General features: G+C 38.8%; 9 protein-coding genes. 6 read left to right on the forward strand and 3 right to left on the reverse strand.

What is annotated here, in order from left to right:
• Nucleotides 1-71: 71 nt before the first annotated feature.
• Nucleotides 72-1,958 (reverse strand): molecular chaperone DnaK, encoded by a 1,887-nt coding sequence (gene dnaK / locus PQG45_RS03655; RefSeq protein WP_316070306.1) that lies wholly within the window; start codon nt 1,956-1,958, stop codon nt 72-74.
• Between the two features lie 158 nt (nt 1,959-2,116).
• On the opposite strand from dnaK, the gene PQG45_RS03660 reads away from it, so the two are divergent.
• Nucleotides 2,117-3,112 (forward strand): fatty acid desaturase, encoded by a 996-nt coding sequence (locus PQG45_RS03660; RefSeq protein ID WP_316070307.1) that lies wholly within the window; start codon nt 2,117-2,119, stop codon nt 3,110-3,112.
• A gap of 35 nt (nt 3,113-3,147) precedes the next feature.
• Here the strand turns inward: PQG45_RS03660 and PQG45_RS03665 are convergent, their stop codons facing one another.
• Together PQG45_RS03665 and pgmB are read right to left on the reverse strand one after the other, a co-directional pair.
• Nucleotides 3,148-5,448: a family 65 glycosyl hydrolase domain-containing protein gene (locus PQG45_RS03665; RefSeq protein WP_316070308.1), complete on the reverse strand. Its 2,301-nt coding sequence runs from the start codon at nt 5,446-5,448 to the stop codon at nt 3,148-3,150.
• Nucleotides 5,449-5,528: 80 nt separating this feature from the next.
• Complete coding sequence (gene pgmB / locus PQG45_RS03670) at nt 5,529-6,176, reverse strand: beta-phosphoglucomutase (RefSeq protein ID WP_315575671.1); 648 nt, start codon at nt 6,174-6,176, stop codon at nt 5,529-5,531.
• 107 nt (nt 6,177-6,283) lie between these two features.
• Here pgmB and PQG45_RS03675 point away from each other — a divergent pair, with 107 nt between their 5' ends.
• The 5 genes from PQG45_RS03675 to PQG45_RS03695 are packed head-to-tail and all read left to right on the forward strand — an operon-like array spanning nt 6,284 to nt 11,856.
• A complete protein-coding gene (locus tag PQG45_RS03675) occupies nt 6,284-8,071 on the forward strand; it encodes an alpha-amylase family protein (protein WP_315575669.1) in 1,788 nt (595 codons plus the stop codon).
• 3 nt (nt 8,072-8,074) lie between these two features.
• Nucleotides 8,075-9,397, forward strand: a complete 1,323-nt coding sequence (locus PQG45_RS03680) for an MFS transporter (protein ID WP_315575668.1) — start codon at nt 8,075-8,077, stop codon at nt 9,395-9,397.
• Nucleotides 9,379-10,119 carry an N-acetylmuramoyl-L-alanine amidase-like domain-containing protein gene (locus tag PQG45_RS03685; protein ID WP_315575666.1) on the forward strand — a complete coding sequence of 247 codons (741 nt, stop codon included), beginning with the start codon at nt 9,379-9,381 and terminating at the stop codon, nt 10,117-10,119. The genes PQG45_RS03680 and PQG45_RS03685 overlap by 19 nt, the downstream gene beginning before the upstream one ends.
• A complete protein-coding gene (locus PQG45_RS03690; RefSeq protein WP_316070309.1) occupies nt 10,116-11,246 on the forward strand; it encodes a MalY/PatB family protein in 1,131 nt (376 codons plus the stop codon). The genes PQG45_RS03685 and PQG45_RS03690 overlap by 4 nt, the downstream gene beginning before the upstream one ends.
• A gap of 13 nt (nt 11,247-11,259) precedes the next feature.
• Nucleotides 11,260-11,856: a hypothetical protein gene (locus PQG45_RS03695; RefSeq protein WP_315575663.1), complete on the forward strand. Its 597-nt coding sequence runs from the start codon at nt 11,260-11,262 to the stop codon at nt 11,854-11,856.

Below are 11,856 nucleotides of genomic sequence, written 5' to 3' on the forward strand. Positions count from 1 at the left end.
GTTGAGACATTTTTTTGGCGCATAAAAAAAGCCCGATCTGTTTAGGTCGGGCTTTAAATTTTAAGAGGTAATTATTTTACTTCTTCGAATGCGACATCTTCTGCCCCACCATCTGATGCTGAATCTGTGGGTTGTGCACCTTCACCACCTTCTGTAGCGCCTGCAGCGTACATTTCTTGGGAAGCAGCCGTCCAAGCAGCGTTCAATTTCTCAAGTCCAGTATCGATTGCTGCTAAATCTTGTGAAGCATGCGCAGCTTTCAATTCAGTTAGTGCTTCTTCGATAGCCGTTTTGTTACCTTCTGATAATTTCTCGCCATATTCTTTCAATTGCTTGTCAGATTGGAAAATTAAAGCATCAGCTTGGTTGATTTTCTCAACGCGCTCTTTTTCTAATTTATCAGATGCTTCATTAGCTTTCGCTTCATTACGCATTTTCTCGATATCCTCGTCAGTTAAGCCACTCGAAGCTTCGATACGAATTTTTTGCTCTTTACCAGTGCCTTTATCTTTCGCAGAAACGTTCAAGATACCATTTGCATCAATGTCAAATGTTACTTCAATTTGAGGTACACCACGTTGTGCTGGTGGCAAACCATCTAAGTGGAAGCGACCTAATGAACGGTTATCTTTCGCCATCGGGCGCTCGCCTTGAAGTACATTAAGTTCTACCGATGGTTGGTTATCCGCCGCTGTTGAGAAGGTTTCAGACTTTTTCGTAGGAATTGTTGTATTCGCCTCGATTAATTTGGTAAATACACCACCCATCGTCTCGATACCTAATGACAAAGGTGTTACGTCTAACAATAGAACATCTTTCACCTCTCCTGTTAATACTCCTCCTTGAATCGCCGCACCAATCGCAACAACCTCATCTGGATTAACTCCTTTAGAAGGCTTCTTGCCAAAGAATTTCTCAACTTCTTCTTGAATACGTGGAATACGTGTTGATCCACCTACTAAGATTACCTCATCGATATCTGCATTTGTGTAACCTGCATTTTTCATTGCACGCTTACAAGGCTCCAAGGTACGTTGGATAAGGCTGTCTGCCAATTGCTCAAACTTTGACCGTGATAATGAACGAACTAAGTGTTTTGGAATACCGTCAACAGGCATGATGTATGGCAAGTTGATTTCAGTCGATGCTCCAGAGCTCAATTCAATTTTTGCTTTCTCTGCGGCTTCTTTCAATCGTTGTAAAGCCATTGGATCTTTACGCAAATCGATATTCTCATCTGCAATAAATTCCTCGGCCAACCAGTTGATGATTACTTGGTCAAAGTCATCTCCTCCTAAGTGTGTGTCACCATCAGTTGATTTAACTTCAAATACACCATCGCCTAATTCAAGTACAGATACGTCAAACGTACCACCACCTAAATCGAATACGGCAATTTTCATGTCTTTACCACCCTTATCTACTCCATAAGCTAATGCCGCTGCTGTAGGTTCGTTGATGATACGCTTAACTTCTAAACCTGCAATTTGTCCAGCTTCTTTCGTTGCCTGACGTTCCGCGTCATTAAAATAAGCGGGAACCGTGATAACGGCTTCTGTTACTGTTTGGCCGATATAATCTTCAGCCGTTTGCTTCATTTTTGTTAAAATCTGCGCTGAGATTTCTTGAGGCGTATATAAACGATCACCGATACGTACACGTGGTGTATCGTTATTTCCTTGTTCTACTTGATACGAAATAGTCTTCAATTCTGAACTTACTTCAGAATACTTTTTCCCCATAAAACGCTTTACAGATGAAATCGTGTTTTGAGGATTTGTAATGGCTTGTCTTTTGGCAGGATCTCCCACTTTACGCTCGCCATTTTCCAAAAATGCTACAATGGATGGAGTCGTTCTTCTTCCTTCTGAATTAGCGATAACCACTGCCTCATTTCCTTCCATAACCGCCACACATGAGTTGGTGGTACCTAAGTCAATTCCAATAATTTTTCCCATGATATTTTTAATTATTTTTTCTCCCTTTTCTACAAGGATAGTGCCATACGCTAACCAACTGTCAGTTTATGACATATTGTCACTTTTAAATATAATTCGATTAATTTCGTCAGGAAATAGGGCTTTGATGTATCTTTACGATTCTAAAAGCGAACAAAATGTCAACAGCATCTGATTTTACTTGGGTCGAAGGTTCGGAGCCTCATCGCCAACGTACGCGCGAAATCATTAAGAAACATCCTGAAGTCAAAAAACTGATTGGTAAGAACCCAATGACTTTTTTGTGGATTGTGGTCTGTGTAGGTATGCAAATCGCAATTGCCTATTATTTAAAAGATGCTTCGTGGGCTTGGATTGTTGGAACAGCTTGGTTGGTCGGAGCATTTCCAACGCATACCTTATTTGTTTGTATTCATGAATCCGCGCACAACTTGATTTTCAAAAAGAATTGGATGAATGTGGCAGCTGGAATTATTGCTAATTTCCCTTCTTTGGCCCCCACTGCCATATCATTTAAAAACTACCACCTAAAGCATCATGCTTTTCAAGGGGTACATGAATTGGATGCCGACTTACCCGATTATTGGGAAGCCAAATTGATTAATAATTACTTTATCGGGAAGGTTCTTTGGTTAATGCTTTACCCCTTCTTTCAAGGTTTTCGTACGATTCGTTGTATTGAGTTAGCTGTTTTTGATCGTGGTGTAATCATGAACATTATCGCGCAGTTGGCTTTTGATTTTGCCATTGTATATTTCTGGGGCTGGCCTGCACTTGCCTACCTGGGTTTAAGTTTCTTATTTTCCGTGGGTTTACATCCACTCGGAGCTCGATGGATTCAAGAGCACTATTTAGTATTAGATAAGAATCAGGAGACATATAGTTATTATGGCACTTTGAATGGTGTCAACATGAATGTTGGTTATCACAATGAACACCACGATATGCCCTCAGTTCCATGGAATAATTTACCCAAATTAAAATCGGCGGCTCCTGAGTTTTACGATAATTTGAAATACCATACTTCTTTTGTGAAGCTTCTATTTACTTTTATCTTCTCACAAGAAATTGGTTTATATTCCCGAATTGCTCGGAAGGAACGTGCAGGTGTTCCTTTAAATGATCGGTCAACACCTGATATCGATATGGGCTAACAAAAAAGGTCAGCTGCGAGGCTGACCTTTTTTGTTTAGATAGCTTGTTTGCTATTTGCAGCTATTGTGTAAGGATTCCCTTTGACTTTCAACGTTATCGCCGTATCTGATAGGTTATCTATTTCGATTCCTTGTTTATGGATCTTGATGGCCAATTGATTAACTCTGAAATTAATTTTGAATGCATATTCGTCCCATTGTTTAGGTAAGAATGGCTCAAAGTTTAACTGGTGATCTTGAATCGTCATTCCACCAAAGCCTTTGACAATCGACATCCAAGTTCCTGCCATACTGGTAATGTGACAGCCGTCTTCTGTATCATTGTTATAATCATCAAGATCCAAACGCGCAGCACGTGTATAGAATTCATAAGACTTATCTTCTTTACCTAATTTTGCCGCTAAGATGTTGTGAACGCATGGGCTCAAGGATGACTCATGAACCGTCAAGGGTTCATAGAAGTTATAATTTCGTTCGATTTCCTCTTTTGTAAAGTCATTTTCAAAGAAATACATGCCTTGCAAGACATCCGCTTGCTTGATGTAACATGAACGTAAAATACGATCCCAAGACCAGTTTTGATTGATAGGTCTTTGGCCAGCTGGAATAGAATCTACCGGAGCAATTACCTTATCCAAAAATCCATCTTGTTGGAGATATATGCCACGTTTTTCATCACGAGGGAAATACATGTTTTGAATGATGTGATTGAATTGTTCAATTTCACTCGCTGCAAAATTGGTAATATCTAATTTTGCTTTCGCTTCACTTGGATAATTTGCTTGGATCTCATTCAAGACCTCTAGCGTATATTTCAAACACCAAACAGCAAAGTAATTTGTATAAAAATTGTTGTTGACGTTGTTCTCGTATTCATTAGGACCCGTTACTCCCAACATAACATATTTCTGCAGGTTCTCCGACCAGTTGACGCGTTGAGCCCAGAAACGAGAAATACCAATTAATACTTCCCAGCCATAATCAACAAGATGTTTGCGGTCATTGGTATAATCAACATAATCTTTGATAGCATATGCAATAGCACCATTCCGATGAATTTCTTCGAAAGTAATTTCCCACTCGTTATGGCACTCTTCCCCGTTCATTGTAACCATCGGATATAAAGCTGCTCCTTGGTTAAAGCCAAGTTTACCTGCGTTTTCAATGGCGCGATCAAGTTGTTTCCAACGATATATCAATAGGTTTTTGGAAACCTCTTGTGAGGCTGTCGACAAATAGAAAGGAATACAATAGGCTTCGGTATCCCAATAAGTAGAGCCACCGTATTTTTCACCGGTAAATCCTTTGGGGCCGATGTTTAAGCGATCGTCAGCTCCTGTATAGGTTTGATTCAATTGAAATATATTGAAACGAATACCTTGTTGGGCTGAAACATCTCCCTTAATTACAATATCATTAATTGCCCACTTGGCAGCCCAGGCAGCAGCTTGCTCAATCAGCATTTGATCAAAACCCTTTTGACTTATCTTCGCTAAGTAGTTTTGAGCTCTTGTGAGTAACTCTTTTGTTGGATGATTTTCAGAACTCAAGTTGACAGCGTACTTGAAGATAGTTAGTGTATCTCCTTCATTTGCTGCGATTTGGTAATTCAATTCGCTGTATTTTTCGCTTGTTTTTGTTTGACATGCAAGCTGTTGAGCTTGTCCATTTACCTGTAATTGAATTTGTTGGCCTGTAACAACCTCAAATCCCGTTTTCTTAGTTTTGGACCATACATGTGAAGTGTTTTCAGATGCACCCACTTGGACTTCATCCCAAAACTTTTCGTCGTAATTGGAATCTTTGTTTTTTATATCGCCATCAATGTAGGCTTTTACTTGAATCGTGTCTGAAAAGTTTAATGCTTTAATGCTGTATGAAATTACACCAGATTCATCATCTGCCATGCTATTCAATCGAATCGATTTAATTTCAAGGGATTTGCCCGAATTTAAGGAGATGCTACAGGTACGAAGGATGTATCCGTCCTTCATATTTAATTCCCGATAAAATGCATGAATTGTGCTTTGGTTTAAGTCAACGATTTCATCACCTATTTTTATTTCTAAACCATTCCAATTCGCTGCATTTAATACTTTAGCAAAATATTCTGGATAGCCGTTTTTCCACCAACCTACGCGGGTTTTGTCTGGATAATAAACTCCTGCAACATAATTTCCTTGTAATGTTTTTCCCGTATATGTTTCTTCAAATGAGCCCCTTTGCCCCATCCGGCCATTTCCCAAAGAAAATATGGATTCTGTTATTTCATTAAACTCAGGATGGAATTGATCTTCGATGATTTTCCATTCGTCTAATTTTAAGTATTGTTTCATGGGGCTATTAGGTAATTTTTTGAATCAATTACAAAAATATGATTTTGTCTCTTTTTGTAATTTCTGTGCTACGCTGTTTCTTAAAATTGTAATAATTCAGCTGCTTTTACTCCTATGAAATTTGGAATGATTTTATCGGCTAAGAATAGGGTTTCAGACTCTCCTATTCCGATTGCCTTCATGTTTCCTGCCTTAGCTGCCTCAACTCCTGCTTGGGCATCTTCAAAAACGATACATTCTTCAGGCGCTATTCCTAAACCTTCTGCTCCTTTCAGGAATACTTCTGGGTCAGGTTTGCTTTTGCTTACTTTGTTGCCATCGATAATTAAATCGAACCACGGTGTTAGTCCTGTTTTATCTAAGATGATTTCTGCATTTTTACTTGCCGATCCTAAAGCAATTTTATAGCCTAAAGCCTTTATTTGTTCTAAAAATGATAAAACGCCTGGTAAAATCTCACTTGGATTCATGTTGGAGATTAAACGTAAATAATCTTCGTTTTTTTCAATTAGCCAAACTGATTTTTCCTCCTGCGTGGCAGTATAATTGGCCCAATCTAAAATCTTATTCAGTGATTCTACGCGTGAAACGCCTTTCAGTTGCTCGTTTTGTTCTTCTGTTAATTCATAACCGAATTGCTTTCCTAAATTTTTCCATGCTTGAAAGTGATAAATCGCTGTATCAACGAGAACTCCGTCTAGGTCAAAGAGGCATGCCTTGTACATCATTTGTTTTAAAATTTAGCTTTTTCTGTATAAATTGAAGTATCAAAATTATTACATTTACAGCTGCCAAGAAAGCCTTTTTTGCTGTGCTATGGTGTTTATTTTAATATATGCGCAAATTATCTTCTATTGTAATTGCTGTACTAACACTACTTCGTGTTACCACGCCTTTGTATTCCCAATCGCCTATGTCTGTTAAAGCTACTTCAGAAAAATTCGTTGTTTACCAAATGATGTTTCACCTTTGGGGGAACAAACAAACTGAATTAGTGCGTAATGGTTCTTACCAGACCAATGGCGTAACTAAATTCAAAGATGTTTCTGATGTCGCATTAAAGGCATTAAAAAACAAAGGAATTACCCATGTTTATGCGACAGGATTATTAGAGCACGCTACCATGGAGAATTTTCCTGCCTATGGTTCACCGATCGATCATCCTTCTGTTGTAAAAGGGCGTGCAGGTTCTCCGTTTGCCATTAAAGATTATTATGACGTTAATCCCTTTTTGGCTGATGATCCAGCAAAAAGAATGGACGAGTTTAAATTGATGTTAAAACGATTTCATGCGCAGGGATTAAAGCTTGTTATTGATTTTGTACCTAATCACTTGGCTCGCCAATATTCATCGGATCAAAAACCAAAAGGCGTAATCGATTTCGGTGTCAATGATAATAAACAGGTTGCGTTTGATGTAAATAATAACTTCTATTATTTACCTGGGACCCAATTTACAGTCCCTGAAGGAGTTCATCCACCTGTCTCTGTGAATATTCCTTACATCGAAATACCTGCCAAAGTAAGTGGGAACAATGTTTTTTCCCCTCAGCCATCCATCAATGATTGGTTTGAAACGGTGAAATTAAATTATGGAATCGATTACCAAAATGGCAATCAAAATCATTTTGACCCCATTCCGAATACTTGGATTAAAATGCATGAAGTTCTCTCCTATTGGACAGACTTAGGGGTTGATGGTTTTCGTTGTGATATGGCCGAAATGGTACCGGTTGAGTTTTGGACGTATGCGATTGGTAAAATCAAAAAGCAGAATCCTAAGATTATATTTATAGCTGAGATTTACCAGCCCGACCGTTATCGCGATTATATTTTCAAAGGGGGCTTTGATTATTTATACGATAAAGTTGGTTTATACGATGGAGTTCGTCGTTTGATGCAACAAAAACCGGAAGCCACTTGTGCCGATATTACACGTGTTTGGCAGCATGAATCGGGTGATTTTGCTAATCATATGTTACGTTTCCTTGAGAATCATGATGAACATCGCTTGAATACACCTGCATTCGCTGCGAATAATTTCTGGTCGACAATCCCAGGTATGGTAATCACCGCAGGTTTGCATGATGGACCTTTAATGGTCTACATGGGACAGGAATTTGGTGAAAAAGCAAATGAGATAGAAGGATATAATGAAGCTGATGATCGTAGCTCGATGTTTGATTTTTGGCGTGTTGAGACGCATCAGCGCTGGATGAATGATGGAAAATTTGACGGAGGAGCTTTAACGGCCGAAGAAAAACAAATAGATGCATTTTATCAGGATTTGTTTAAACGAGTGGCTAATTCTGAGGCTATTTCGAAAGGCGCATTTTTCGATTTACAATATGCTCAATCGGCTAATTACCCTGCAAATAAGGTTTATTCCTTTTTAAGGTACACCAAAAATGAACGCTTACTCATTATGTGTAATTTTGATTCGCAACGTTCGCAGACGATTGATGTCGTAATTCCTACTTTGGCGAAGGATATGATGCAAATTTCACATGTGAATTTGCAATTGCAACATGCCTATATACCTCCTACCGCATCAGAAAAACCTATACTTAATGGTAATTCGGTGCTTATACCTGCAAACAGTGCTTTATTTATTAAACTCTAAACCATGAAAAGTTTTACAAAACCTAAATTATCCATTACCCAAATCATCAACATGAGTGTTGGATTCTTAGGAATTCAATTTGGCTTTGCCTTGCAAAATGGGAATGCTTCACGTATTCTTCAAAGTTTTGGGGCTGATGTAGAACAATTGTCATGGTTTTGGTTGGCAGCTCCATTAACAGGTATGATCATCCAACCCATTATTGGTTTTTATTCGGATCGTACTTGGAATTTCTTAGGACGTAGGAAACCATTCTTCTTAACGGGTGCGATTTTAGCAGCTTCTGCGCTCTTCTTTTTTCCACATGCTGGTGCTTTAGCAGGTTTTTTACCTCCTATGATTGTAGGCGCAGGGATATTGATGATGATGGATGCGTCTTTCAACGTTTCTATGGAGCCCTTTCGTGCTTTAGTCGCTGATAATTTACCTGATGAGCAAAGTACTTTAGGATTCTCTGTTCAAACATTTTTGATTGGAATCGGTGCTGTTGTAGGTTCCTGGTTACCATATATTTTTGGCGAATGGGCTGGAATAGCCAAGGACGCAGCCCCTGGTCAAATTCCAGACAATGTTGTTTATTCTTTTTATGTAGGTGGAACGGTATTCTTGTTGGCCATTATATGGACGATTGTAACAACAAAAGAATATTCGCCTTCCGAAAGAGAATCCATGGGTTTTCAAGATGAAGGCCAAGACGACACTTTGTTTTCCGTTTTCCGCTACATCAAGGAAATGCCTAATACGATGCGTCAATTAGGTTTAGTGCAATTTTTCTCATGGTTCGGTCTATTCTCGATGTGGGTATTTTCTACCCCTGCCATTGCACACCATGTGTATGGAGTAGCATCAGATGATCATAGTTCAACTACGTTTCAAGATGCTGCCAATTGGGTAGGTATCATTTTTGGTGTTTACAGTGGTGTTTCTGCTATCTATGCGGCTTTTTTACCTCAAATTGCGCGACGAATTGGAAACAAGGCGACGCATGCGTTTTCGCTTGTGGCTGGTGGTTTAGGTTTGATTTCTATTTATTTTATTTCGGATCCGACGATGTTGATCTTTAGCATGGTGGGTGTAGGTATGGCCTGGGCAAGTATTTTAGCGATGCCTTATGCGATTTTGGCTGGTTCTATTCCTTTAGCCAAAATGGGTGTTTACATGGGAATTTTCAACTTCTTTATTACCATCCCTCAAATTGTTAATGGAATCATCGGTGGGTCGATTGTAAAGTATTTGTACGGAGGCGAAGCTATTTATGCGATTGTGATGGCTGGTGTATTTTTCTTGATGGGGGCTGTCAGCGTATTATGGATCAAAGAAAAGTAATCCTGCTCCTCGGTTTATTGTTTTGTTTTTCATCAGCTTTTGGGCAAAAGCCAATATTAGTCGAGATTGGTCAGCGGTTTATCGGTAAACCCTATCGCGCCAACATGCTTTCAAATGGAAATCCAGAAGTTTTAGTTACCTCACTTGAAGCGTTTGATTGTGTAACTTTTTTGGAAAACAGTTTAGCAATTACGTATTCGAAAGGGAATGATTCATTATACTTAAAAGAACTGAAGCATGTCCGTTATGCAGATGATTCCTTACAATATGAAAAGCGATATCATTATTTTACGGATGCCATGCATGCATTGGCTTTTCCCTTGATTATTGATCAAGCTCACGTGACAAGGGTTTTCAAAGATTTTTCCTTCCTGTCAACTTACCTTCGGAAGAAGTCAGCCATTTCAGTTGATTTGAATTTGTTAGAAAACCGTGAGCGTGCTTTAGCGAAAAAGGCTTTTCAATATACATCTGTGGTTGATTTAAATTCATTAATCCCCTTAATTCAATCTGGTGATTTGGTTGCATTTGTTACGTCAAACCCGCATTTGGATTTTTTACACACCGGAATGCTTGTTCGACAAGGAAATAGGATTCGATTATTGCACGCATCTCAAGATAAAAAACAAGTAGTTCTTTCGGAGGAAAGTTTACAAGCTTACCTTAAATCACATCCTAAATTCATTGGAATTTGTGTTTTTAGGCCTATTTTTAAAGAATGAAAAAATACGACTTTAATCAGGTCATTGACCGAAAAAACACTTTCAGTTTCAAGTGGGACAATGTAAGCTATGGCGACAAAGATATGTTGCCAATGCCCGTGGCAGATATGGATTTTCCCGTAGCGGAAGAAATACTGGCAGCCATTGATCAGATAACAAAGCATGAAATATTAGGGTACTCAATTGTTCCTGAATCTTTACAAATAGCCGCGCAAAAGAAAATTGCGAATGATTACGGTTGGGAAACAGAATTAGCTTGGCAAGTATGGATTCCTGGTATTGTTCCAGGCATTACTGCTGCTTGCGCCGCCTTTTCTTCGCCTGAGGATGGTATTTTAACAGCAATTCCTGTTTATCATCCCTTTCATTTAGTCGCTGGTTGGATGGGTCACCCCTTACATACCTTTCCCATGATTGAGGAAGCGGGTCGCTGGACTTATGATTTTGTCGCATTTGAGAACGCGTTAAAAAAAGGACCTAAAGTTTTTCTATTTTGTAATCCACATAATCCAGGAGGAACTGTTTTTTCAACGGATGAAATAGCACGCATAAAGGCTCTTTGTCATCAATACGATTGTAAGATTATTTCCGATGAGATTCATGCCGATTTGATCATCGATTCGAATGTAAAGCATAGGTGTATTCAAAGTGAAATATCATTTTTTGCCACTTCTAAAGCTTATAATACGGCTGGTTTAGGTGGCGCTGTTGCTATCATTCCGGATGCTGCAACGCGTTTAGCCTTTCAAAAAAAGACCTTTGGTTTTTTTCCAATGCTTTCCCGACATAGTATTGAAGTGATGTTGGCAACGTATGCTATGCCTTCCAACTGGTTGGATTCCCTTCTACCCTATTTGAGAAGCAATCATACTTTGTTAATATCAAGAATGAATCAACTGCCTGGCATTTCGATGCTCCCACTGGAGGCTACGTATTTAGCATGGATTGGTTTTGATTCTCAGATGCACGGGGATTTTCAAAAGCGTTTATTTGATGCCGGCTTGCATGTCCTTCGGGGAGATCAATTTTTAGGAGGCGATTTTGTCCGATTGAATTTTGCATGCCCCGAGGTGCAACTTCTCAAAGCGATTGATATTATTGAAAGTGTTGTCTATGCGACTCGTTAAAGCATTTATTTTTTTGCTTTTACTAGTAACCTTAATCAGTTTACTGGTATATATACAAGATTGGGATGAAGAATCAATACCTGTGACATTACATGATCAATTTTCATTAGTTCAACAATCTGATTCAATAATTCGAAAAGTTGAATACGATTCGCTTATTGTTGACCGACCTGCACCCTTAAGCGCCTTATTTCAAGATTACGAGGCTAATGTGGAAAGCGACGCGATTACATTCAAGAAGAGTAACCAGATACTAGGTAAATATCCATTGAATAAACTGTTCATTCAACAAATAATCTTGGCAGATTTGAATGATGATGATGTGCCAGAGTGTTGGATTTTAGGGCTTAAACACAGTAAAAAGACAGAAATATTTGCTTTAACAATACAAGCAGGACATGTCAAACGGATAAATTTTCCTACCTTGAAAGGTCGCCAAGCATTTGGCTATATGGGTAAGGATTCCTTGTATTTGGATAAATCGACATTGGCCCGACAATTTGAATTTGCGAATGATCCATACTCGGATATTGAATCTGGTCGCCGGGTATGTTATTATCAGTTTGGTAAGGACCAAAGCTTTGTATTAAAAAAAACATTAGACCTATAA

This window comes from Aquirufa regiilacus (assembly GCF_032470275.1).
Taxonomy (GTDB): domain Bacteria; phylum Bacteroidota; class Bacteroidia; order Cytophagales; family Spirosomataceae; genus Aquirufa; species Aquirufa regiilacus.

Coding starts and splice junctions, on each gene's coding strand:
- dnaK (WP_316070306.1), bottom strand. CDS start 1,958: ATGGGAAAAATTATTGGAATTGACTTAGGTACCACCAACTCATGTGTG.
- PQG45_RS03660 (WP_316070307.1), top strand. CDS start 2,117: ATGTCAACAGCATCTGATTTTACTTGGGTCGAAGGTTCGGAGCCTCAT.
- PQG45_RS03665 (WP_316070308.1), bottom strand. CDS start 5,448: ATGAAACAATACTTAAAATTAGACGAATGGAAAATCATCGAAGATCAA.
- pgmB (WP_315575671.1), bottom strand. CDS start 6,176: ATGATGTACAAGGCATGCCTCTTTGACCTAGACGGAGTTCTCGTTGAT.
- PQG45_RS03675 (WP_315575669.1), top strand. CDS start 6,284: ATGCGCAAATTATCTTCTATTGTAATTGCTGTACTAACACTACTTCGT.
- PQG45_RS03680 (WP_315575668.1), top strand. CDS start 8,075: ATGAAAAGTTTTACAAAACCTAAATTATCCATTACCCAAATCATCAAC.
- PQG45_RS03685 (WP_315575666.1), top strand. CDS start 9,379: ATGGATCAAAGAAAAGTAATCCTGCTCCTCGGTTTATTGTTTTGTTTT.
- PQG45_RS03690 (WP_316070309.1), top strand. CDS start 10,116: ATGAAAAAATACGACTTTAATCAGGTCATTGACCGAAAAAACACTTTC.